The organism is Streptomyces sp. NPDC046881, assembly GCF_040645015.1.
Taxonomy (GTDB): Bacteria; Actinomycetota; Actinomycetes; order Streptomycetales; family Streptomycetaceae; genus Streptomyces.
In genome coordinates this window covers 24,579-47,308 of sequence record NZ_JBEYXJ010000067.1, presented here as the reverse complement: position 1 = coordinate 47,308, position 22,730 = coordinate 24,579, and the positions used below count along the sequence as shown (strand labels likewise).

Here is a 22,730-nt window from a genome sequence, read left to right as displayed (position 1 = left end):
GGTCAGTTCGGCGGTGATCAGGTCGTGCAGGGGCGCGGCGGCGGGGCCCAGGGCGGCCGAGGCCTGGTCGGAGGAACTGCGCGGTCACCTGGAACAGGCGGACCGCGCCGGGCTGCGCCCCGTGCTCGACATGGCGCACGTCCAGCTGGGCGGCGCCGCCGTGCTGCGCACGCTCAGCGAGACCACCCGGGCCCGCACCGGACGCCCGGACCTGATCATCGTCCGCGCCCGGCCCGGCGTCCGCGAGGCGGTGCACCTGGCCCGCCTCGACGGCGTCCGGCTGTACGCCACGCTCGACGAGGCGCTGCGCGAGCTGGCCCGCGCCGCCGCCCGGGTGGAGGAGCTGCCCGCCTGGCACTCCCAGATGGCGGACCCGCTGCGCCCCTCGTACGACGACCTGCACAAGGAGGTCCGCGCGCTGCGGGCCCGGGTGCGCACCGCCCCGGTGATCGGCATGGCGCAGGGCACGCTCATGGTCCGGTACGGCCTGCCGGACTCCGGCAGCGCCTTCCGGGCGCTGCGCGAGGCCTCGCAGCGGTTCAACGTGCCGCTGCGGGTCCTGGTCTCGGCCGTCGTGGTGGCCCGGCCACCGGACGGCGAGGTGTGGTTCCCCGGGCGCCGCGCCCTGCCGGTGCCCCGGCTGCGGATCCTGGCCCGGAGCGGCCGGGACCCCCGGTGCCGGCGGCAGATGATCGACGCCGTGCTGCACGAGGCGCTGGCCATCGGCCAGGCACCCGCCGGTTACGTGCAGTTCGTGGACCCGGCCGTGCACGCCCTGATGCTGGAGACCCACCACGGCTGTGCGGAAACGTTCCTGGACCACCTCGTGGGCGGCCGGGGCGACGGCACGGCCGACGCGGCGGCCCGCGTCCGGGGCCGCCAGGTGAGCGTGCCCGACGTCACCGCCGACCCGCGGCTCTCCGACGACAGCCGGCACGCCCTGCTGGCCACCGGCGCCCACGCCGTGCACAGCGTCCCGGTGCTCTCCTCCGCCGGCTCGTGCACCGGCGTGATCACCCTGCTCCGGCCCGACGCCGGCCACCGGCCGACCGCCGCGCAGGCCGAGGCGTTCGCCCTGCTGGCCGCGGACACCTCGGCGTGGCTGAACTGGTACCACCGCTCGGTGCTCCTGGACGCCCTCGAACATCTGCACCAGGCGCTGACCCGCCCCGCCCCCTGAGCCGTCCGCGGACGGCGTGCGTCACCCGCGCAGCCCTGGGAACCCGGACCCCGCACGGAAACACGCACCACCGGAGGGAGTCCGGCGCATGAGCAATCCGCAGCAGCCCGAACAGCGCCGCAGCGACAAGGGCGGCGCCACCCCGCAGGACGTCGGCGAGCTCAAGGCCCGTCAGCAGGCCCGCCGTGACACGGGCGGCCGCCCGCACGGCACGGACAAGGGCGCCAAGGGCGGGGGAGAGGGCGGCGGCGTGCCCCCGGCACAGCAGCCCGACCACCCCTGACCTCCCCTCGCTCCGCCCGGTTGAACGGCCCCCAGCGGGCCGTTCGGCATGTCCGGCGACGGGCAGGCGTTACCCTCCGTGGTATGCGGATCTCCGTCTCCTCCGACATGGACGAACCCGTGGCCCGGCTGCTGGTCGCGGAGCTGCGCCGGCGCGGTCACGACGTCCGGGAGCACGGCGCGCTGCGGCCCGGCGCCGACGCGCAGTGGGCGGCCTGCACCGAGGCCGCCGCCCGGGAGGTGGCCGACGGCGACGCCGACCAGGCGGTGGTGTGCTGCTGGACCGGCACCGGCGCGTCCATCGCGGCCAACAAGGTGCCGGGCGTGCGTGCCGCGCTGTGCACGGACGCCGCCACGGCCGACGGCGCGCGCCGCTGGAACGACGCCAACGTCCTCGCGCTCAGCCTGCGGCTGACCTCCGAACCCGTCCTCAAGGAGATCCTCGACGCCTGGTTCCGGGCCGAGCCCAGCCAGGATCCGGAGGACCGGCAGAACGTGGCCCGCGTCGGCCGCCTGGACGCCGCCCGGACGACGACCTAGGTCCGGGGGCGTACGGCGGTCCGGCGCGGGCCGGGGTGCCGGAGGCTGTGCGGCGGGGGCCGTGCGGCGGGGCTTTTCAGTGGGCGCCGAGTCCGCCGCCGCCGAAGGAGCCGCTGGAGCCCTTGCTCCAGCGCGGACGCTCCTCGGACTCGCTCGGCCTGCTGTCCATGTTGCTCAGCTCGTACGGGGTGAGCGGGCGGTCGCCCTTGGCCGTCCGGGGAACCTCCGCGGACTCCCTGTTCTGCCGGATCTCGCGCACCGGACCGTCCTCCGGCAGCTTCGGCTGCTCATCGGGGCGCGGGCGCGGGGACTCGTTGGACCTGACGCGGGAGGTCATCCAGAAGCCGCCGGCGAGCAGCGCGAGCACGCCCACGGCCACGATGAACATGAAGAGGCTCATCAGGCCGCTCGCCGCGGCCAGCTGCATCGATGCGGTGTTCATAGAACAGGAATACCCCACTCGGAACCGGACGAACCCGGACACTATGGGTTACGGCGGGGAGTGTGCGTGGCCGTTTTCCGGTGTTTGCCGCCGCCCGCCCCGGCTACCCGCACGGTGTGACATCCCCGACTTCACAGCAGCAGCTCTACCGGTTCCTGGAGGACCGCTTCACCTGCGCCCAGGCCTGCACGGAGTGCGCCCGGGCCTGCGCCGTGCGCGCGAGCCTCGTCGACCCTGACGGCACCGAGCGGCAGGAGCGGGTGCGCCGGCTGGGCATCATGTGCGCCGAGGTGTGCGACGCGACCTGCCGGGTGCTGTGCGAGGAGGGCCGGCAGGACGAGGAGACGATCCGGGTCCGGGTGGACTGGTGCCGCTCGGTGTGCCTGGAGTGCGCCCGCGCCTTCGACGAACACCCCGGCGCCGAATCGGCCGCGGCCACCTGCCGGGCCTGCGCCGCCGCCTGTACCGACTTCCTGGAGACCCTCAAGTAAGGACCCGCAGCGCGATTCGCCCGGGCCCCGGCATTCCCAATTTCTGGAACACGTTCTACGGTGTGCGCCGTCAGGACCGCCTTGGGGAGCCTGGAGGCGCCGTGCACCTCGACCACACGCCCGAGCAGCAGCGGCTGCGCACCGAGCTGCGCGCCTACTTCGCCGAGCTGGTTCCGGACAACGCCTACGCCCGGTACGCGGACCCGGCCGCGCAGAAGCGGTTCTACCGCGAGACCATCCGCCGCCTCGGCACGGACGGCTGGCTCGGTGTCGGCTGGCCCGAGGAGTACGGCGGGCGCGGAATGACGGCGATGGAGCAGTTCATCTTCTTCGACGAGGCCGCCCAGGCCGGCGTACCCCTGCCGCTGATGGCGCTGAACACGGTCGGGCCGACCCTCATGCGGTACGGCACCGACGAGCAGAAGGCGTACTTCCTGCCCCGCATCCTCTCCGGCGAGATCGACTTCGCGATCGGCTACAGCGAGCCCGGCGCCGGCACCGACCTCGCCTCGCTCAGGACCCGCGCCGTACGCGACGGCGACGCCTACGTCGTCAACGGGCAGAAGATCTGGACCACGAACGGCGACACCGCGGACTGGGTGTGGCTGGCCGTGCGCACCGACCCCGCGGCCCCGCCGCACAAGGGCATCACCATGCTGCTGGTGCCGACCTCCGACCCCGGCTACTCCTGCACCCTCATCCGCACCCTCGCCTCCCACGACACCACCGCCAGCTACTACGAGAACGTCCGCGTCCCCGTCTCCCGCCGCGTCGGCGCGGAGAACGAGGGCTGGCGGCTGATCACCAACCAGCTCAACCACGAACGCGTCACCCTCGCCGCCCACGGCACCATGGCGATCCGCGCCCTGCACGACGTACAGCGCTGGGCGATGGAGACCAAGCTCGGCGACGGCCGGCGGGTCGCCGACTTGCCCTGGGTGCGCCGGCTGCTGGCCCGCACGCACACCCGGCTCGACGCGCTCAAGCTCCTCAACCGGCAGATGGTCTCGGCCGTCCAGGACGGCACCCTCACCCCGCAGGACGCCTCCGCGGTCAAGGTCTACGGCTCCGAGGCCCGCCGGGACGCCTACGCCTGGCTCATGGAGATCCTCGCCGCCGCCGGCCCGCTGAAGGAGGGCTCGGCGAGCGCCGTCCTGCACGGCGAACTGGAGCGCGGCTACCGCTCGGCGGTCATCTTCACCTTCGGCGGCGGCAACAACGAGATCCAGCGCGAGATCATCTCCTGGATCGGCCTGGGGATGCCCCGGGTGCGGCGCTAGGGTCTCCCTTCCGGATCAGGCCGGCCCCGAGCGACCGCGCCAACTGGCCGACCGAGCCCCGCGACACCGGCAAGATCCGGAAGAGAGGCAACGTCGACGCGATGGGCTCCCGGCGCACGCACGACGAGCGCCTGTGTCTGCTCGGCGAGGCGGGCGTCTCCGCGGACCGGCCGGCCCGGCTGCACTTGCCGGGACACGGCATGATCCAGGCCGGCCTGGGCAGGGATGCTCCACAGACCCGTGTGGCGACAAGAGGTGACGTCCAGTGGCTGTGGTCCCACCCGCGGGCCGGGGCGACCCCGGGCTGTTCACCCCCGCGTCCGTCACCTGGCAGCTGCACGGCGACCCCATGATGTGGGTCGCCGGCATCCGCGCGCTTTACCTCCAGGCCCTGCACCCGCGCGCGGTCCGCGGTGTCACGCAGAACTCCGACTTCCGGCGGGACGCCTGGGGGCGGCTGCTGCGGACCGCGGACTTCGTCGGCACGACGACCTACGGCACGACCGAGGCCGCCGAACGGGCCGGCGCCCGCGTCCGGAAGATCCACGGCATGCTCACCGCCACCGACCCGGACAGCGGTGAGCGGTACGGCGTCGACGAGCCCGAACTGCTGCTCTGGGTGCACTGCGCGGAGATCGACTCCTACCTGCACGTCCTGCGCCGCTCCGGCGTCCCGCTCACCGACGCCCAGGCCGACCGGTACATCGCCGAACACCGGGCCGCCGCCCGGCTGGTGGGGCTCGACCCGGAGACCGTACCGGCCGGCCGGGCGGAGCTGGCCGCCTACTTCGACCGGGTCCGCCCGCACCTGGCCGCCGGACCCGAGGCGCGCGAGGTGGACGACTTCCTGCTCCGCCCGCCGGTGCACCCCCTCCTCGTCCCGGCACGCGCACTGCTGTGGCGGCGGGTGGCCCTGCTGGCGTACGCCGCGCTGCCGCCGTACGCCCACGAGCTGTACGGCAGACCGGCCCCCGCGCCCGCCGCCGTCACCCGGAGGCTGCGCGCCACCGGCGCCCTGCTGCGCCGCATCCCGGCCCGGCTGCGCTGGCAGCTCCCGCCGAAGCACATCCTGCGCGCCATGGCACGCCTCGGCCCGGACGCCCGCCCGGCACCGGCGAGACTGCGCCCGTGACCGGCGCCGGGCCCGCCTCTGGCCGTCGCCGATCACCGCGTGCTACGAAGGACCATGTCCGCGAACGAGACACCCCGCGCGTACGACGCCGTCATCGTCGGCGCCGGCCACAACGGCCTGGTCGCCGCCGCCTACCTGGCCCGGGCCGGCCGCTCCGTGCTGGTGCTGGAACGGCTGGACCACACCGGCGGCGCGGCCGTCTCCACCCGCCCGTTCGCCGGGGTGGAGGCCCGGCTGTCCCGCTACTCCTACCTGGTCAGCCTGCTGCCCGAGAAGATCGTGCGCGACCTCGGGCTGGACTTCCGCGTCCGCACCCGCACCATCTCCTCGTACACCCCCGTGGAGCGGGCGGGGCGGCCCACCGGCCTCCTGGTCGGCGGGGGAGAGCAGCGCACCCGGGAGGCGTTCGCCCGGCTCACCGGCGGTGACCGCGAGTACGAGGCCTGGCAGCGTTTCTACGGCATGACGGGCCGCGTCGCCCAGCGCGTCTTCCCGACCCTCACCGAACCGCTGCCCACCCGCGACGCCCTGCGCCGCCGCATCGACGACGAGACCGCCTGGCGGACCCTGTTCGAGGAGCCGCTCGGCGTGGCCGTCGAGGAGACCTTCGCCGACGACCTGGTGCGGGGCGTCGTCCTCACCGACGCGCTCATCGGCACCTTCGCCGACGCCCACGACCCCTCCCTCGCCCAGAACCGCTGCTTCCTGTACCACGTCATCGGCGGCGGCACCGGCGCCTGGGACGTGCCCGTCGGCGGCATGGGCGCCCTCACCGACGCGCTGGCCGCCGCCGCGCGCACGGCGGGGGCGCGCATCGCCACCGGGCACGAGGCGATCCGGATCGACACCGACGGGCACACCGCCGAGGTCGCCTACCGCACGGCCGACGGCGAGGGCGTCGCCGCCGCCCGGCACGTCCTGGTGAACGCCTCCCCCCACGAACTGGCCGCCCTCACCGGCGATGCGGCGCCCGAACCCGCCGAGGGCGCCCAGCTCAAGGTCAACATGCTGCTGGAGCGGCTGCCCCGGCTGCGCGACCCCGACGCCGACCCGCGGGAGGCGTTCGCGGGCACCTTCCACATCGCCGAGGGCTACGCGGAACTGGCCGCCGCCCACGCCCAGGCCGCCGCCGGCGAACTGCCCACCGCACCGCCGTCGGAGATCTACTGCCACTCCCTGACCGATCCCTCCATCCTCGGCGCCGACCTCGCCGAGCGCGGCTACCACACCCTCACCCTGTTCGGCCTGCACACCCCGGCCCGGCTCTTCGACCGGGACAACGACGCCGTACGCGAGGAACTGCTCGGCTCCACCCTCGCCCAGCTCGACGCCCACCTGGCCGAACCCCTCGCCGACTGCCTGGCCACCGACGCCGACGGCCGCCCCTGCATCGAGGCGAAGACCCCGCTCGACCTCGAACGGGACCTGCGGCTGCCCGGCGGCAACATCTTCCACCGGGCCCTGTCCTGGCCCTACGCCCAGGAGGACAGCGGCCGTTGGGGCGTGGAGACGCGGCACGCGAACGTCCTGCTGTGCGGGGCGGGCGCGGTGCGCGGGGGCGGGGTGAGCGGGGTGCCGGGGCACAACGCGGCGATGGCGGTGCTGGAGCGCGGCTGACCGCCCGGCCCGGGCCCGCCAGGACGGCGTACCGTCCGGCCCGGCCCGGCGCCGACGCCGTACCGGCCGTCTCAGTCCGCCGAGGTCTGCCAGCCCGTCGCCGTGATCCGTGCCGCGTCCGCCGGGCGTGCCCCGTCGAACAGCACCGCCCCGCCGGTCCCGACCCGCAGCGCGTCGACGTACACGCCCCGGCCGACGTACCGCCGGTCGGTGGTGTACCGCCAGCGCAGGACCAGCCGCGGGCCGGCCGGCAGGGCCGCGGTCACCCGGTGCCAGGCCCGGCCCGACCAGCCGGTGACCGTGCCCGCCGGGTGGTGCTCGGGATCCCTGCCGTGCCGGGTGGTGGTGAAGGGCACCGGCTGCCAGGTGGTGCCGTCGTCCGTCGTGGCCTCCAGCACCACCGTGTCGGAGCGGGGCTCGGTGTCCCACCACAGGGCACAGCGCAGGCGGGCCGGGCCGGCGGAGGTGTCCAGCGCCGGCAGGGTCAGGGTCGCGGTCGTGGCGTCGGCCATGCCCGAGAACCAGGCCGCGCGGCCGCGCGCCGGGCGGACCGGCACCGCGCGGGCGAGCCGGTTGCCGGCGGCGACCCGGGGCGCGGAACCGGACCGCCAGGTGCGCACCGGGTGGACGGAGTTGCCGAGGACCACCAGGAACGAGTCGGTCGAGGGATCGAGCACGAGCGAGGTGCCGGTGAAGCCGGTGTGGCCGGCCGTGCGCGGGGTGGCCATCGCCCCCATGTACCAGTGCTGGTACAGCTCGAAGCCGAGTCCGTGCTCGTCGCCGGGAAAGGCGGTGTTGAAGTCGGTGAACATCAGCTCCACCGACTCCGGGCGCAGGATGCGCGCCCGGCCGTGGCGGCCGCCGTCGAGCAGCGTCCGGCCGAGCACCGCGAGGTCCCACGCGTTCGCGAAGACACCCGCGTGCCCGGCCACACCGCCCAGGCTGTACGCGTTCTCGTCGTGCACCTCGCCCCACACCAGCCCCCGGTCCAGCCCGGACCAGGGTCTGCGCGCGTCCTCGGTGGCCGCGATCCGCGGCCGCCAGGAGGCGGGCGGGTTGTAGCGGGTGCTGTCCAGGCCGAGCGGTCCGGTGATCTCCTCGCGCAGCAGGGTGTCCAGGGTGCGGCCGGTGACCTCCTCCAGGACGAGTTGCAGGGAGATCAGGTTCAGGTCGGAGTAGAGGTAGGCGGTGCCCGGCGGGGCGAGGAGTGCCTCGTTCCAGATGAGCTGGAGCTTCTCCTCGTACGTCGGCGCGTTGTACAGCGGGATCCAGGAACGGAAACCCGAGGTGTGGGTCAGGAGCTGACGGATGGTCACGTACTGCTTGCCCGCGCGCCCGAAGTCGGGAAGGTGGACGGCGACCTCGCCCTCCAGCTCCAGCGCGCCCCGCTCGATCTGCTGGACGGCGAGGATCGAGGTGAACAGCTTGGAGACCGAGGCCAGGTCGAACACGGTGTCCCGGGTCATGGGGAGCTGCCGCTCCGGAGGCAGTTCGATGCCGGTGTCGGTCTTCTCGTCGTAACCGGCGTAGCGCACCGCCATGCCGATCGGCTCGTGCAGCGCCACGGTGTGGCCGCGCCCGGCGAGCAGGACGGCGCCCGCGTACCAGGGGTGCCGGGGCGAGGGGGCGAGGAACGCCTCGGCGTCCGTGACGAGTTGCCGCAGGTGGGCGGGGAGCAGCCCGGCGCGTTCCGGCGAGCCGTGGCGCAGGGCGGGGTGGCGGCCGGCGGCGGGTGCGGCGGCGGCCGGGCCCGCCGGGAGCGCACCGAGGGCCAGCGCGCCGCCCGTGGCCAGGGAGCCCACCACGAGCCGCCGGCGGGTCGGTCCGCCCGTTCGTCCGCCTGCCACGTCGTCCGTCATGCTGCGGCCCTCCCGCCTGAAAGAATCTTTCCGGGCTTGCCCTGCGTCGTGAAACTTTCCTGTCAGGCGGGGGGTGTGTCAACGGGGCGCGAGACCTTCCGAGGAATCTGACGGAGTATCAGAAAATGTCTTCCGTCGTCCGGCCCGCTGCGGCATCCTGCGCCCATGCAGACGGAGCTGAGCAGGAAACTGGGAATCGAGCACGCCGTCTTCGGCTTCACGCCGTTCCCCGCCGTCGCCGCGGCCCTCAGCCGGGCCGGCGGCTTCGGCGTGCTCGGCGCGGTCCGCTACACCACCCCCGACGACCTCAAGCGCGACCTCGACTGGCTCGACGCACACGCCGACGGCCGGCCCTACGGGCTGGACGTGGTCATGCCCGCCAAGAAGGTCGAAGGCGTGACCGAGGCGGACGTCGAGGCGATGATCCCCGAGGAGCACCGGCGGTTCGTACGGGACACCCTCGCCGCGCACGGGGTGCCGGAACTGGCCGACGGCGAGGCCTCCGGGTGGCGCATCACCGGCTGGATGGAACAGGTCGCCCGCACCCAGCTCGACGTCGCCTTCGACTACCCGATCCGGCTGCTGGCCAACGCTCTCGGCTCCCCGCCCGCCGACGTCGTCGCGCGCGCCCACGACCGGGACGTCCTCGTCGCCGCCCTCGCCGGCAGCGCCCGGCACGCCCGCAAACACCGGGAGGCGGGCATCGACGTCGTCGTGGCCCAGGGCTACGAGGCCGGCGGCCACACCGGGGAGATCGCCACCATGGTCCTCACGCCCGAGATCGTGGATGCCGTCGACCCGCTGCCCGTCCTGGCCGCCGGGGGCATCGGCAGCGGCCGGCAGGTGGCGGCCGCGCTGGCTCTGGGCGCCCAAGGTGTATGGCTGGGCTCTCTATGGCTGACCACCACGGAAGCGGACCTCCACTCGCCCGCCCTCACCCGCAAGCTGCTCGCCGCCGGCTCCGGGGACACCGTCCGCTCCCGCGCCCTCACCGGGAAACCCGCCCGCCAGCTCCGTACCGGGTGGACCGACGCCTGGGACGACCCGGCCGGCCCCGGCACCCTGCCCATGCCGCTGCAGGGACTGCTGGTCGCCGAGGCCGTCTCCCGCATCCAGAAGTACGAGGTCGAGCCGCTGCTCGGCACCCCCGTCGGCCAGATCGTCGGCCGGATGACCGCCGAACGCAGCGTCCAGGAGGTCTTCGACGACCTCACCCGCGGCTTCGAGGAGGCCGTGGACCGCGTCAACCGCATCGCCGGAAGGAGCGGCCAGTCGTGAGCGCCCCCGCGAACACACCCCCCGCCGGTTTCTGGGCCCAGGCCACCCGGGACCCCGGCCGAACGGTCCTGATCGCACCGGACGGCGAGGAGTGGACGGCCGGACGGCTGCACGCCGCCGCCAACCGCCTCGTCCACGGCCTGCGCGCCGCCGGCCTCCGGCGCGGGGACGCCTTCGCGGTCGTCCTGCCCAACGGCGCCGAGTTCGTCACCGCCTACCTCGCCGCCAGCCAGGCCGGCCTCTACCTCGTCCCCGTCAACCACCACTTCGTGGGCCCGGAGATCGCCTGGATCGTCACCGACTCCGGCGCCAAGGTGCTCATCGCCCACGAACGGTTCGCCGGCCCGGCCCGCGGGGCGGCCGACGAGGCCGGGCTGCCGGCGAGCCACCGGTACGCCGTCGGCACCGTCGAGGGCTTCCGGCCGTACGCCGAACTCCTCGACGGCCGGCCCGGCTCGGCGCCGGAGGACCGGGAACTGGGCTGGGTCATGAACTACACCTCGGGCACGACCGGACGCCCGCGCGGCATCCGCCGCCCGCTGCCCGGCAAGCGCCCCGAGGAGGCCTACCTCGGCGGCTTCCTCGGCATCTTCGGCATCACGCCGTACGACGACAACGTGCACCTCGTCTGCTCTCCGCTGTACCACACCGCCGTCCTCCAGTTCGCGGGCGCCTCCCTGCACATCGGGCACCGCCTGGTGCTGATGGACAAGTGGACGCCCGAGGAGATGCTCCGTGTCATCGACGCACACAAGTGCACACACACCCATATGGTCCCCACCCAGTTCCACCGGCTGCTGGCCCTGCCCGAGGAGGTGCGGCGGTCGTACGACGTCTCGTCCATGCGGCACGCCATCCATGGGGCCGCGCCCTGCCCCGACCACGTGAAACGCGCGATGATCGACTGGTGGGGCGACTGTGTGGAGGAGTACTACGCCGCCAGCGAGGGCGGTGGGGCGTTCGCCACCGCCGAGGACTGGCTGAAGAAGCCCGGCACGGTCGGCAAGGCCTGGCCCATCAGCGAACTGGCGATCTTCGACGAGGACGGCAGGCGGCTGCCGCCCGGTGAACTCGGCACCGTGTACCTGAAGATGAACACCGGCGGCTTCTCGTACCACAAGGACCAGGCCAAGACGAGGAAGAACCGCATCGGCGACTTCTTCACCGTCGGCGACCTCGGCTACCTGGACGAGGACGGCTACCTCTTCCTCCGCGACCGCAAGATCGACATGATCATCTCCGGCGGGGTGAACATCTACCCGGCCGAGATCGAGTCCGCCCTGCTCGCCCATCCCGCCGTCGCCGACGCCGCCGTCTTCGGCATCCCGCACGACGACTGGGGCGAGGAGGTCAAGGCCGTGGTCGAACCGGCCCCCGGTCACGAGCCCGGCCCCGAACTGGCCGCCGCGCTCCTGGACCACTGCGCCGGGCGGCTCGCCGGCTACAAGCGGCCCAGGAGCGTCGACTTCACCGCCGAGATGCCCCGCGACCCCAACGGCAAGCTGTACAAACGGCGGTTGCGGGACCCCTACTGGGAGGGACGTACACGTCCCGTGTGAGACGGGTGTGGTCCCGCCCCGTGGGGGACGGGACCACGGGTTCAGCGTTCCCGCACGTGGACGACCTCGAGCGCGGGGGAGGACAGGATGTCCTTCTCACAGAAGCGCGGGGTGACCCACTGCTGCCGGGAGAACAACCGGGTCTGGTCGCTGTAGTGCGGCGAGTTCGGGTCGGAGGACTGGGAGTAGGTCAGCAGCGTGCGCGCCACCGGACACCGGCTGCCGTCCCAGCCCACCGCCTGGATGTGGCTGGACCCCATCACCACCTCCGTGTACCCGCCGTGCGCCGGGTCCCACACCGGCTCGACCTTGTTCCACACGCCCAGCGCCTCCGTGCCGCCCGGCACGGGCATCCGCTCACCGTTGCGCACGACGAACTGGTGCTCGCCGAGCGGGGCGTCGAGCGGAATGCCGGCCCCCCGCAGCTCCGTCACCGCGTCCGCGAGGGCCGTGGCGAAACCCGGCGCACCGGTGTCGAGCGTGTTCGGGGTGTGCACCGGGTCCGCCGCCGAGAACGGCACCTTCCACCGCTGGGCGTTCGGCACCAGCGCGCCGATCCGCCGCCAGAGGCGGTCGAAGAGCAGTGCTCCCCGGCTGCCGGTGCCGGCGGTGCGGTCCCAGCCGGCGAGCACCGGGCACGCCGCGGAGACGTCGACCTCCTTGCCGTCCTTGGTCCTGGCGAGACCACCGGGCAGCGCGGCGCACGCCCGTGCCGCGTCCCCGGCCGCCAGAGCGCCCACGGTCACCCGGTTCGCGAACTGCTGCCGCTGCAGGTCCCGCACGGTCAGACCGCCCCGCCGCGCCATCGCCGCCACGGCGTCGAGCGCGCCCCGGGTGCGCGGCGAGCGCGGGGTGCCGACGGTGCCGAAGATCCGCTCGTACCCGGTGAGCGGCCGGTCGGCGTTGGCCAGCCAGGCGCTGTCGTTGGAGTTCTCCGCGTACGGGGCGTCCTTCAGCGTCGGCATGCGGGCGGGCCCGAACGTCCCCGGCTGCACGGCGTCGGCGTCGCGGCCCGGGGCGCAGGCGCCGCGGGAGCCGTCGAGGACCGCGAGCCCCGCCGCCGGGTAGGTGGCCCTGCCGAGATCCGTGGAGCAGCGCGCCGCCAGGTCGTCGGTGATCCGGGGCAGCACCTGCGACTGGGTGAACAGCGAGTGCCCCGAGGAGTCCGCGGCGATCGTGTTCACCCAGGGCAGGCCCTGGTGCCGGGCGAGGGACGCCAGGACGTCCGCCGTGTTCCGTGCCTTCCCGAAGCCGAGCGAGGTGTCGGCGAACCGCATGTTCGCGGCGTTGGGGTCGTTCAGCGCGAACGCCGTCGTGGTGGTCCAGGGCAGCGGGAGGTCGCCGTCGCCGGAGGCCACGACCGGCCCGTACCGGGTCCACCACTGGGTGCGGGTCACCGGCGGGCCGTCCTTGACCGGCACGGTCACGGTCCGCCGCGTCATCCGCTCCGGCCGGCCGTCGACCAGGTAGACCGTCGGGTCGGCCGGATCCAGCGCCAGCTGCGTCAGGTTGAAGGGCACACCGGTGGAGACGGTGTGGCTCCACGCCACCCGGGAGTTGTAGCCGATGGAGACGGTGGGCGAGCCGAGCAGCGCGGCGCCGGCCACGTCCAGCTCGCCCGGGATGGTCTGCTGTACCTGCCAGAACCGGCGTCCGCCCTGCCAGGGGTAGTGCGGGTTGCCCAGCAGCAGGCCGCGGCCGTCGGCCGTGGTGCCGCCGGCGAAGGCGACCGCGTTCGACCCCATGTCCGCGTCGGCGGCCCGCCGGTCCAGGCCCCGTATCAGGGCCCGGGCGTCCGGCGCGGTCCCGGCGCCCCGGGCCCGGGCGGTGGCGGTGGGCGGCCGGGCCCCGGTGATGCCGTCCACGGCGTCGCCCTGGCCGCCGATCACGGCGAGGGCGTAGAAACGGGCCGCCACGTCCACGGTGCTGATCGGGCGCACCCAGGCGGCGCCCTTGCAGGCCGGGTCGGTGGTGCGGTGCTGCCGCAGCCAGGCGTCGTACCCCGCCGCGTAGCCCCGCATCAGGTCCTTGATCTGCCGGCTCGGGCCCAGCGGGGCCGGCTCGGCGAGCAGCTTCTCCACCGTGCCCGCCTCCCGGACGCCCCGGAAGTACAGATCGCTGGAGAGGTTGTCGCCGGCCGAGGACAGCGAGCCGTCGGGCGCCGCGTGCGGCCCGAAGTACCGCGAGCGTTCACCGCGCACGGTCACGAAGCCGTCGGCGAGGACGCACACCTGGTCGGCGGCCTGCGCCCAGCCGGTGCCGAAGCCGAGGTCCGCGTAGCTCCTCGCGCGGATGTGCGGAATGCCGTACTCGGTGTAGCGGATGACGGCCGACAGACCGCCGTGCGAGGGGTGTTCCTGGCGGCTCGGCCGCTCGGCCGCGGCGGCCGGCAGTGCGGCCGAGGCGGTGAGCAGGGCGACGGCCGCGACGGCCAGTCGTCTGAAGCGGTAACGCAAGTGGTGCCTCCCAACATCATTGAGGGAAGGTGCGGTTGAGCGTACCAACCGGTATGTGTCCGAGGCCCCCGGGTGCTTGACCCGCACCGCTGACGGACCGAGGATCATGAGTCATGACGCAGGGACAGGGCAGCACGGTTGACGGGGTGCTGCGGCGCAGCGCCCGGCGCACCCCGGCGCGGACCGCGGTCGAGTACGGCGACCGCGCCTGGACGTACGGGGAACTGGACGAGGCCGTCTCCCGTGCGGCGAGCGTCCTGCTCGGACAGGGCCTCACCGCCGGCGACCGGGTCGGCTCCTACGGCCACAACTCGGACGCCTACCTGATCGGCTTCCTGGCCTGCGCCCGCGCCGGCCTCGTGCACGTGCCGGTCAACCAGAACCTGACCGGTGACGACCTCGCGTACCTCGTCGGCCAGTCCGGCAGCTCCCTGGTCCTCACCGACCCCTCCCTCGCCGACCGGCTCCCCGACGGCGTCCGCACGCTGCCGCTGCGCGACGCCGAGGACTCGCTCCTGTCCCGGCTCGCGACGGCACCCGTGTACGACGGGCCGGAACCGCGCACCGAGGACCTGGTGCAGCTGCTCTACACCTCGGGCACCACCGCGCTCCCCAAGGGCGCGATGATGACGCACCGCGCCCTGGTGCACGAGTACCTGAGCGCGATCACCGCCCTCGACCTGAGCGCCGGCGACCGCCCCGCGCACTCCCTGCCGCTGTACCACTCCGCGCAGCTGCACGTGTTCCTGCTGCCGTACCTGGCGGTCGGCGCCACCAACCTGATCCTCGACGGGCCCGACGGGGACCGGCTGCTCGACCTGATCGAGGCGGGGCGCGTGGACAGCCTGTTCGCGCCGCCGACGGTGTGGATCGGCCTGGCGGGCCGCCCGGACTTCGCGACCCGGGACCTGTCCGGGCTGCGCAAGGCCTACTACGGCGCCTCGGTCATGCCGGTGCCGGTCCTGGAGCGCCTGCGTGAGCGGCTGCCGGGGCTCGGCTTCTACAACTGCTTCGGCCAGAGCGAGATCGGCCCGCTGGCCACCGTCCTGGCGCCCGACGAGCACGAGGGACGGATGGACTCCTGCGGCCGTCCCGTCCTGTTCGTGGACGCCCGGGTGGTCGACGAGGACGGCAAGGAGGTCCCCGCCGGCACGCCCGGTGAGATCGTCTACCGCTCACCGCAGTTGTGCGAGGGCTACTGGGACAAGCCCGAGGAGACCGCCGAGGCCTTCCGCGACGGCTGGTTCCGCTCCGGGGACCTCGCGGTGCGGGACGCCGAGGGCTACTTCACCATCGTGGACCGGGTGAAGGACGTCATCAACTCCGGTGGCGTGCTGGTCGCTTCACGCCAGGTCGAGGACGCCCTGTACACCCACGAGGCGGTCGCGGAGGCCGCGGTGATCGCCCTGCCCGACGAACGGTGGATCGAGGCCGTCACCGCGGTCGTCGTCCCGCGCGGCGAGGTGACGGAGGAACAGCTCATCGCGCACGTGAAGGAGCGGCTCGCACCGTTCAAGGCGCCCAAACGGGTGCTGTTCGTGGACGAGTTGCCCCGCAACGCCAGCGGCAAGATCCTCAAGCGCGAGCTGCGCGACCGCTTCAGCGACTAGCCGGGGTCCGCTCCGGCAGCAGCACGTCGGCGGGCAACCGCCGGCGCCGGAGCAAGGCGCCGCCGACGTGTCGGAGTACGTCGATACGACCGCGCACGCGGGCCCGCGGGAACGGCGCCGGGACCGGTCGGGGCCGCCCCGGGCTCGCTATCCCTGTGCGCCGTCCCGTGGCCGCAGGTCCACGATGCGGCGGATCTTGCCCACCGACCGCTCCAGCGACTCCGGCTCCACGATCTCCACGCCGACCGACACGCCGATGCCGTCCTTGACCGCCGCGACGATGGCCCGGGCCGCCGCGTCCCGCACCTCCGGCGGCGCGTCCGGGCGGGCCTCGGCCCGGACGGTCAGCGCGTCCAGGCGGCCCTCCCGGGTCAGCCGCAGCTGGAAGTGCGGCGCCACCCCGGGCGTGCGCAGCACGATCTCCTCGATCTGGGTCGGGAACAGGTTGACCCCGCGCAGGATCACCATGTCGTCACTGCGCCCGGTGATCTTCTCCATCCTCCGGAACGCCCGGGCCGTGCCGGGCAGCAGCCGCGTCAGGTCCCGCGTCCGGTACCGCACGACCGGCATGGCCTCCTTGGTCAGCGAGGTGAACACCAGTTCCCCCCGCTCGCCCTCCGGCAGCACCTCGCCCGTGAGGGGGTCCACGACCTCGGGGTAGAAGTGGTCCTCCCACACATGGAGGCCGTCCTTGGTCTCCGCGCACTCCTGGGCGACGCCGGGACCGATCACCTCGGACAGCCCGTAGATGTCGACGGCGTCGATCGCGAACCGCTCCTCGATCTCCCGCCGCATCTGCTCGGTCCAGGGCTCGGCCCCGAAGACGCCGACCCGCAGCGAGGTGCCTCGCGGGTCCACGCCCTGCCGTTCGAACTCGTCCAGCAGGGTGAGCATGTAGGAGGGGGTCACCATGATGACGGACGGTTCCAGGTCCTGGATCAGCTGCACCTGGCGGGCCGTCATGCCGCCGGACGCGGGGACGACCGTACAGCCGAGGCGCTCGGCACCGTAGTGGGCGCCCAGGCCGCCGGTGAACAGTCCATAGCCGTACGCCACATGGACGACGTCTCCCGGCCGGCCGCCGGCCGCTCTGATCGACCGCGCCACCATGTCGGCCCACAGGGAAAGGTCGTTGTCCGTGTAGCCCACCACCGTGGGGCGTCCCGTGGTGCCGCTGGAGGCGTGCAGCCGGCGGATCCGCTCCCGGGGTACGGCGAACATGCCGTAGGGGTAGTTCTCCCGCAGGTCGGCCTTGGTGGTGAAGGGGAAGCGGGCGAGGTCGGCGAGCGAACGGCAGTCCTCCGGGCGGACGCCGGCCTTGTCGAAGGACTCCCGGTAGAACGGCACGTGCGCGTACGCGTGCCGCAGGGTGGCGCGCAGCCGCTCCAGTTGCAGCGCCCGCAGCTCCTCGGGCCCGAGCCGTTCGCCCGCGTCGAGCAGGTCCGTCACATCGGCCATCGCGACGTCTCCCTCACCAGCAGCACCTTCCGGCCGACCGATCATTCGGTCGATCTGTTCGGGGCCAGTAATACAGGCCACGCGGCCCCGGGCAAGAGGGCGGCGCGGATTTTCCGCACCGCGAAGGCGTTGCGGGCCGGCGGGGCCGGCCCCGATGATCACCTGCATGCCGACCTTCACCACCGCCGACGGCACCCGGCTCGCCTACCACCTGCGGGGCACGGGGGAGCCGCTCGCCGTGCTGCCCGGCGGCCCCATGCGGGCCTCCGCCTACCTGGGAGACCTCGGCGGGCTGACCGCCCACCGGCGGCTGGCCCTGCTCGACCTGCGGGGCACCGGTGACTCGGAGGTGCCGGCGGACCCGGCGACGTACCGCTGCGACCGGATGGTCGCGGACGTGGAGGTGTGGCGGGCCCACATGGGTCTGGAACACATGGATCTGGTCGCCCACTCGGCGGGCGCCGCCCTGGCGGTGCTCTACGCGGCCCGCCACCCGCACCGGATACGGCGGCTGCTCCTGGTCACCCCCAACCCGTCCGCCCTGGGCCTGCGGGCCACGCCCGAGGACCGGCTGGCCGCGGCCCGGCTGCGCGCCGACGAGCCGTGGTTCGCCCGGGCGTTCCCCGCCTTCCGGGCCTGGCTCGCCGGCGAGGCGGAGTTCGACGACGTCTTCCTGCCGTTCTTTTACGGCCGCTGGGACGACACCGCCCGGGCGCACGCGGACGCCGAGCTGCACCAGACCAACGACGAGGCGGGCGAGCGCTACTTCGCCGAGGGAGCCTTCACCCCGGACGCGACCCGCGCCGCCCTCGCCGCCCTGACCGCGCCGGTCCTCGTGTACGCGGGCGGACTCGACGGCGGTCCCCGCCCCGGCCTCGCCCGCCGCACCGCCGAGGCCTTCCCGCACGCCGAGTGCACCGTGCAGCCAGGTGCCGCCCACTACCCCTGGCTGGACGACCCGGAGCGGTTCGTGAGCCGTACGCTCGCCTTCCTCGACCGGTGAGCGTCCTCAGCCCGGCTGCGGGCCGTACGCCGTGAGGAACCGGTCCCGGAACGCGTCCATCGCCCAGACGGGGGCGTCCGCGGCCGGTGCGAGACCCTCGGTCCAGCCCCAGCCGGAGATCCGCTCCAGCACCTTCGGGTCGTGGGCGACGATCGTCACGGGCACGTCCTTGCGGGGGCCGGCCCCGGTGACCGCCGGGACGGGCTGGTGGTCGCCGAGGAAGACCAGGACGGTGCGCTCGTCGCCGTAGCGCCGCAGGTAGCCGATGAGGCTGCGCAGCGAGTACGTGATCGCGTCCCGGTACCCTGCGCGCAGCCGCTGCGGGTCCTTCCACACCTCCTCGGCGTCCCTGTCCTCGCTGCCCTCCCTGCCGTCCCCGCCGGGGCGGCGGAAGACGGAGCCGTCGCCCAGGCCGCGCCAGTCGGCCATGGGGGGCACCGGCGCCCACGGATGATGGCTGGACGTCAGGACGATCTCCGCCATCAGCGGCCCCCGGCCCCGCCGCCCGGACTCCAGCCGCCGGAACGCCTCCAGGGTGAACTGGTCGGGCACCTGCGACCAGCCGAAGCCCGGGCCGTGGTAGCCGAGGCGGGCCCGGTCGTGGACGTGGTCCAGGCCGAAGAACCCGCCCTCCGGCCACGCCCGGTCGATCCCGGGCATGACGCCGGCCGTCCGCCAGCCACCCGCCCTGCGGAAGGCGCCGGTGAGTGTGGTCCGGTCGCTGGTGGTGAGGGTGTGGAACCGCTGCTGGTTGCTGATCCACAGCCCGGACAGGAAGGTCGCGTGCGCCAGCCAGCTGCCGCCGCCGGTCACCGGCGAGCGCAGCCAGCCGCTGCGCGCCCGGAAGCCGGCCGCCCGCAGAGCGGCGGTGCCCTCGCCCAGGACCGCGCCGACCCGCGGGGCGACGGCCGGGTCCTCCAGGGCCGTACGGCCGTAGCTCTCGACGAAGGTGATCAGCACGTCCTTGCCGCGCAGCCCGGTCAGCAGCCGGCCGGGCGGGGTGTGCGCGAAGGCGTCGCGGGCGGCCTGGCGCCGGAAGACCCGCGCGTCGGCGAGGGACGTACGGACCTGCCGGACGCGGTCGCCGACGAGGTCCGCGTCGATCGTGGCGGCGACCGGTGCCCCGCCGGAGCGCAGTCCGAGCGTGACGCAGGTGGTCCAGGCGAGCGCCAGCACCAGGGTGACGCGGACGGCGTGCCGCCGGTGACGGGCCGTCACGGTCACCAGGCGCACCGCCGCCAGCGTGGTCAGGGCGAGGACGACGAGCGCGAGAGCGAGGACTCCGGCCGCGGCCAGCAGCGCGCCGGTCCGGCCGGACGTCTCCCGCAGGTAGTCGGCCGCGTTGCCCAGCAGGGTCCAGTCCAGCACCGGGTCGAACGGGCGCAGCAGCACCTCCTGGAAGCCCATGTCGACGCCCTTGAGCAGGGCGAGCAGCCCGGTCAGGAGGCCGCCGGCGGCGGCGCCGGCCCGCCTCGCCCGGGGCGGCAGCACGAGCAGCACCGCGGCGAGCGCGATGCCCTCGACCGGCAGGCGCAGGAACGCGGACGGGGTGAGGCCGTCGAGCCGGTCGGGCAGGAGCAGCGCGCCCAGCAGGACGACGGCCGCGAGCACGGTCGCCCCGACGGCCGCGCAGCGCGCCGGCCGCCCGGTCCGGCGGCGCCCGGCACCCGCCGGCGCCGCCCGCGCGGCACCGTACCCGGCCGCCGCCGCGCCGCTGTCCGGCGCCGCTGTGCCGTCCGGCAGGCGACCAGGCGTGAGGTGAGACACCCGAAGGTCCTTCCGTGCGGTCGTCACCATCCGTCAGCGAACGGCTCGACTGTGTGCACAGAGTAGTCGTCGGAGTGGTGCCGGCGGTGCGGGACACCCGGCCTACGGCCGCTCCGCCGCGACCGCCACCTCCCGCGCCCACCGGTAGTCGGCCTTGCCGCTCGGCGACCGCTGGACGGTGTCCGTGACCACCAGTTGCCTGGGGACCTTGTAACCGGCCAGGCGGGTACGGCAGTGGCGCTGGATGTCGGCGAGCGAGGGGCGCGGCGCCCCCGGGCGCAGCTGCACCACGGCCGCCACATGGCTGCCCCATCGGGCGTCCGGCACCCCGGCGACCAGCGCGTCGTACACGTCCGGATGCGCCTTGAGGGCCTGCTCGACCTCCTCCGGGTACACCTTCTCGCCGCCGGTGTTGATGCACTGCGAGCCCCGGCCGAGGACGGTGACCACGCCGTCCGCGTCGACCGTCGCCATGTCGCCGAGCAGCACCCAGCGCCGTCCGTCCTTCTCGAAGAACGTCTCGGCGGTCTTCGCCGGGTCGTTGTAGTAGCCGAGCGGCACGTGGCCGCACTGCGCGACCCGGCCCACCTCGCCGGGTGCCACGGGTTCGCGGGTCGCCGGATCCACCACGCGGGTGCGGGAGTTGACCCGGATGCGGAAGCCGCGCTCGGGGCCCGCGTCCTCGGTCGCGGTGCCGTTGAAGCCGGACTCGGAGGAGCCGAAGTTGTTCAGCAGCACCGCGTTCGGGAGCAGCTCGCGGAACTGCTGGCGCACCGTCTCCGACATGATCGCGCCCGAGGAGGAGACGCTGAACAGCGCCGAGCAGTCCGTGCCCTTGAGCGGCCCGGCGAGCGCGTCGATCAGCGGCCGGAGCATCGCGTCCCCGACCAGCGACATGCTGGTGACCCGCTCCCGCTCGACGGTCCGCAGCACCTCCTCCGGCACGAACCTGCGGTGCAGCACGACCCGTTGGCCGAAGTTGAAGCCGATGAAGGCGGTGAGCGTCGACGTGCCGTGCATCAGCGGGGGAGTGGGGAAGAAGGTGATCCCGGAACCGCCGGCGGCGACCCGCTCGGCCAGCTCCTGCGGCGCCTTCACCGGCTCCCCGGTGGGCGCCCCGCCGCCCAGCCCGGCGAAGAACAGGTCCTCCTGGCGCCACATCACCCCCTTGGGCATGCCCGTCGTGCCGCCGGTGTAGATGATGAACTGGTCGTCCCCGGAGCGCGGGGGAAAGCTCCGCCCGGCCGACCCGGCGGCCTCCGCGGCGGCGAACGGCACCGCCCCGCGCACCGCCTCCACGGCCGGGGTGCCCACCCGCAGCAGGTGCCGCAGCTTCGGCGCCCGCGGCAGCGCCCCCGCGACCCGGTCCTCGAACTCCGCGTCGAAGACCAGCGCGACCAGGTCCGCGTCCTGGTAGAGGTACACCAACTCGTCTTCTACATAGCGGTAGTTGACGTTGACCGGGACGATCCTGGCCTTCAGGCAGGCCAGGACCGTCTGCAGGTACTCGACGCCGTTGTACAGGTGGAGGCCGAGGTGCTCGCCGGGCCGTACGCCGCTGTCGGCCAGGTGGTGCGCGACGCGGTTGGCGGCGGCGTCCAGTTCGGCGTACGTCAGCCGGCGCTCCGCACCCGTGCCGGGATGGTCGAGGTAGACGAGCGCCTCGCGGTCCGCGGCCACGTCGACGACCGACTCGAACAGGTCGGCAAGGTTGTACTCCACCGCTTCCTCCTGACCCCGGCACGTCCCGGCGACGACAGGCGCATCCGTCGGCTCGCCGGTCATCAGAGCAAAGGGGGCGGCAAGTGGGAAGGGCCCGCACCAAGAAATCTGACTGTCTGTCAGAAAACCCTTGAAGTGCCCCCTCCGCTCCTGCAACCTGTTCTCGTTCCGACCGAGGGGAGATGGCCCATGGGTGGGACGGAACACCTCGCCGTGCAGCGGGAAGGCGCCACACTGGTGCTCACGCTCAACCGGCCCGACGCCAGGAACGCGCTCTCCCTGGCGATGCTGGTCGGCCTGTACGACGGCTGGCTGGAGGCCGACGCGGACGACTCGGTCCGCTCGATCGTCCTCACCGGGGCCGGCGGCGCGTTCTGCGCCGGCATGGACCTCAAGGCGCTGGCCGGCGGCGGCATGCAGGGCCAGGGGTACCGCGACCGGCTGAAGGCCGATCCCGACCTGCACTGGAAGGCGATGCTGCGCCACCATCGCCCCCGCAAACCGGTGATCGCCGCCGTCGAGGGCCACTGCGTCGCGGGCGGCACCGAGATCCTCCAGGGCACGGACATCCGGGTCGCGGGCGAGTCCGCGACCTTCGGCCTGTTCGAGGTCAGGCGCGGCCTGTTCCCGATCGGCGGCTCCACCGTCCGTCTCCCGCGCCAGATCCCGCGCACCCATGCCCTGGAGATGCTGCTCACCGGACGCCCCTACAGCGCCCGGGAAGCCGCCGGTATCGGCCTGATCGGGCATGTCGTCCCCGACGGCACCGCCCTCGCCAGGGCCCTGGAGATCGCCGAGCGGATCAACGCCTGCGGCCCGCTCGCCGTCGAGGCCGTCAAGGCGTCCGTGTACGAGACCGCGGAGATGACCGAGGCCGAGGGTCTGGCCGCCGAACTCGCCCGCGGCCGGCCGGTCTTCGACACCGCCGACGCGAAGGAGGGCGCCCGCGCCTTCGCGGAGAAACGGCCGCCTGTCTACAAGCGTGCGTGACGCTCCGCGGGAGGTGGGCGCACGCCGTTCGCAGGCTGCGGGCCGTCGTGGGCCGGACGCGCAG

Annotated in this window: 18 protein-coding genes; 12 read left to right on the top strand and 6 right to left on the bottom strand. The window is 73.9% G+C overall.

Translation table 11 applies throughout. The annotated features are described in order from the left end of the window. The first annotated feature begins 13 nt into the window (after positions 1–13). From ABZ923_RS27180 to ABZ923_RS27170, 3 genes are all read left to right on the top strand, one after another. Positions 14–1,180 (top strand): ANTAR domain-containing protein, encoded by a 1,167-nt coding sequence (locus ABZ923_RS27180; protein WP_361476397.1) that lies wholly within the window; start codon positions 14–16, stop codon positions 1,178–1,180. A gap of 88 nt (positions 1,181–1,268) precedes the next feature. Further along, on the top strand, positions 1,269–1,463 hold the full coding sequence (locus ABZ923_RS27175) for a hypothetical protein (protein WP_361476393.1): 195 nt from the start codon (positions 1,269–1,271) through the stop codon (positions 1,461–1,463). Between the two features lie 83 nt (positions 1,464–1,546). After that, positions 1,547–2,002 (top strand): RpiB/LacA/LacB family sugar-phosphate isomerase, encoded by a 456-nt coding sequence (locus ABZ923_RS27170; RefSeq protein ID WP_361476391.1) that lies wholly within the window; start codon positions 1,547–1,549, stop codon positions 2,000–2,002. 76 nt (positions 2,003–2,078) lie between these two features. On the opposite strand, the gene ABZ923_RS27165 is transcribed toward ABZ923_RS27170, so the two are convergent. Continuing rightward, a complete protein-coding gene (locus ABZ923_RS27165; protein ID WP_361476389.1) occupies positions 2,079–2,444 on the bottom strand; it encodes a DUF6479 family protein in 366 nt (121 codons plus the stop codon). Between the two features lie 116 nt (positions 2,445–2,560). Between ABZ923_RS27165 and ABZ923_RS27160 the strand changes: the two genes are divergently transcribed. From ABZ923_RS27160 to ABZ923_RS27145, 4 genes are all read left to right on the top strand, one after another. After that, complete coding sequence (locus ABZ923_RS27160) at positions 2,561–2,935, top strand: ferredoxin (RefSeq protein ID WP_361476387.1); 375 nt, start codon at positions 2,561–2,563, stop codon at positions 2,933–2,935. A gap of 101 nt (positions 2,936–3,036) precedes the next feature. Further along, positions 3,037–4,215: an acyl-CoA dehydrogenase family protein gene (locus tag ABZ923_RS27155; protein WP_361476385.1), complete on the top strand. Its 1,179-nt coding sequence runs from the start codon at positions 3,037–3,039 to the stop codon at positions 4,213–4,215. Positions 4,216–4,486: 271 nt separating this feature from the next. Next, on the top strand, positions 4,487–5,347 hold the full coding sequence (locus ABZ923_RS27150) for an oxygenase MpaB family protein (RefSeq protein ID WP_361476395.1): 861 nt from the start codon (positions 4,487–4,489) through the stop codon (positions 5,345–5,347). Positions 5,348–5,401: 54 nt separating this feature from the next. After that, a complete protein-coding gene (locus ABZ923_RS27145; protein ID WP_361476383.1) occupies positions 5,402–6,964 on the top strand; it encodes an NAD(P)/FAD-dependent oxidoreductase in 1,563 nt (520 codons plus the stop codon). A gap of 71 nt (positions 6,965–7,035) precedes the next feature. Here ABZ923_RS27145 and ABZ923_RS27140 read toward each other — a convergent pair whose 3' ends face one another. Continuing rightward, positions 7,036–8,823, bottom strand: coding sequence for a serine hydrolase (locus tag ABZ923_RS27140; protein WP_361476382.1), 1,788 nt, complete (start codon positions 8,821–8,823; stop codon positions 7,036–7,038). Between the two features lie 165 nt (positions 8,824–8,988). Here ABZ923_RS27140 and ABZ923_RS27135 point away from each other — a divergent pair, with 165 nt between their 5' ends. Next, entirely contained in the window at positions 8,989–10,101 is a 1,113-nt protein-coding gene (locus ABZ923_RS27135) for a nitronate monooxygenase family protein (protein ID WP_361476380.1), read from the top strand. Then, entirely contained in the window at positions 10,098–11,660 is a 1,563-nt protein-coding gene (locus ABZ923_RS27130) for an acyl-CoA synthetase (protein WP_361476378.1), read from the top strand. Before ABZ923_RS27135 ends, ABZ923_RS27130 begins: the two co-directional genes overlap by 4 nt. Positions 11,661–11,701: 41 nt before the next feature. On the opposite strand, the gene ABZ923_RS27125 is transcribed toward ABZ923_RS27130, so the two are convergent. Further along, a complete protein-coding gene (locus ABZ923_RS27125) occupies positions 11,702–14,116 on the bottom strand; it encodes a penicillin acylase family protein (RefSeq protein WP_361476376.1) in 2,415 nt (804 codons plus the stop codon). 113 nt (positions 14,117–14,229) lie between these two features. Between ABZ923_RS27125 and ABZ923_RS27120 the strand changes: the two genes are divergently transcribed. After that, a complete protein-coding gene (locus ABZ923_RS27120; protein ID WP_361476374.1) occupies positions 14,230–15,726 on the top strand; it encodes an acyl-CoA synthetase in 1,497 nt (498 codons plus the stop codon). 147 nt (positions 15,727–15,873) lie between these two features. On the opposite strand, the gene paaK is transcribed toward ABZ923_RS27120, so the two are convergent. Then, entirely contained in the window at positions 15,874–17,184 is a 1,311-nt protein-coding gene (gene paaK / locus ABZ923_RS27115) for a phenylacetate--CoA ligase PaaK (protein WP_361476372.1), read from the bottom strand. Between the two features lie 166 nt (positions 17,185–17,350). On the opposite strand from paaK, the gene ABZ923_RS27110 reads away from it, so the two are divergent. Then, positions 17,351–18,187: an alpha/beta hydrolase gene (locus ABZ923_RS27110; RefSeq protein ID WP_361476370.1), complete on the top strand. Its 837-nt coding sequence runs from the start codon at positions 17,351–17,353 to the stop codon at positions 18,185–18,187. Positions 18,188–18,193: 6 nt separating this feature from the next. Here the strand turns inward: ABZ923_RS27110 and ABZ923_RS27105 are convergent, their stop codons facing one another. Further along, positions 18,194–19,954 (bottom strand): sulfatase, encoded by a 1,761-nt coding sequence (locus ABZ923_RS27105; protein ID WP_361476369.1) that lies wholly within the window; start codon positions 19,952–19,954, stop codon positions 18,194–18,196. A 102-nt stretch (positions 19,955–20,056) separates the two neighbouring features. Continuing rightward, positions 20,057–21,676 carry an acyl-CoA synthetase gene (locus ABZ923_RS27100; RefSeq protein ID WP_361476367.1) on the bottom strand — a complete coding sequence of 540 codons (1,620 nt, stop codon included), beginning with the start codon at positions 21,674–21,676 and terminating at the stop codon, positions 20,057–20,059. A 189-nt stretch (positions 21,677–21,865) separates the two neighbouring features. On the opposite strand from ABZ923_RS27100, the gene ABZ923_RS27095 reads away from it, so the two are divergent. Further along, positions 21,866–22,666, top strand: coding sequence for a crotonase/enoyl-CoA hydratase family protein (locus tag ABZ923_RS27095; RefSeq protein WP_361476365.1), 801 nt, complete (start codon positions 21,866–21,868; stop codon positions 22,664–22,666). Positions 22,667–22,730 lie beyond the last annotated feature (64 nt).

Excerpts from the sequence above, each read along its gene's own strand:
- ABZ923_RS27110 (WP_361476370.1), top strand. The coding sequence starts at position 17,351 with ATGCCGACCTTCACCACCGCCGACGGCACCCGGCTCGCCTACCACCTG.
- ABZ923_RS27140 (WP_361476382.1), bottom strand. The coding sequence starts at position 8,823 with ATGACGGACGACGTGGCAGGCGGACGAACGGGCGGACCGACCCGCCGG.
- ABZ923_RS27095 (WP_361476365.1), top strand. The coding sequence starts at position 21,866 with ATGGGTGGGACGGAACACCTCGCCGTGCAGCGGGAAGGCGCCACACTG.
- ABZ923_RS27120 (WP_361476374.1), top strand. The coding sequence starts at position 14,230 with ATGACGCAGGGACAGGGCAGCACGGTTGACGGGGTGCTGCGGCGCAGC.
- ABZ923_RS27175 (WP_361476393.1), top strand. The coding sequence starts at position 1,269 with ATGAGCAATCCGCAGCAGCCCGAACAGCGCCGCAGCGACAAGGGCGGC.
- ABZ923_RS27135 (WP_361476380.1), top strand. The coding sequence starts at position 8,989 with ATGCAGACGGAGCTGAGCAGGAAACTGGGAATCGAGCACGCCGTCTTC.
- paaK (WP_361476372.1), bottom strand. The coding sequence starts at position 17,184 with ATGGCCGATGTGACGGACCTGCTCGACGCGGGCGAACGGCTCGGGCCC.
- ABZ923_RS27145 (WP_361476383.1), top strand. The coding sequence starts at position 5,402 with ATGTCCGCGAACGAGACACCCCGCGCGTACGACGCCGTCATCGTCGGC.
- ABZ923_RS27170 (WP_361476391.1), top strand. The coding sequence starts at position 1,547 with ATGCGGATCTCCGTCTCCTCCGACATGGACGAACCCGTGGCCCGGCTG.
- ABZ923_RS27165 (WP_361476389.1), bottom strand. The coding sequence starts at position 2,444 with ATGAACACCGCATCGATGCAGCTGGCCGCGGCGAGCGGCCTGATGAGC.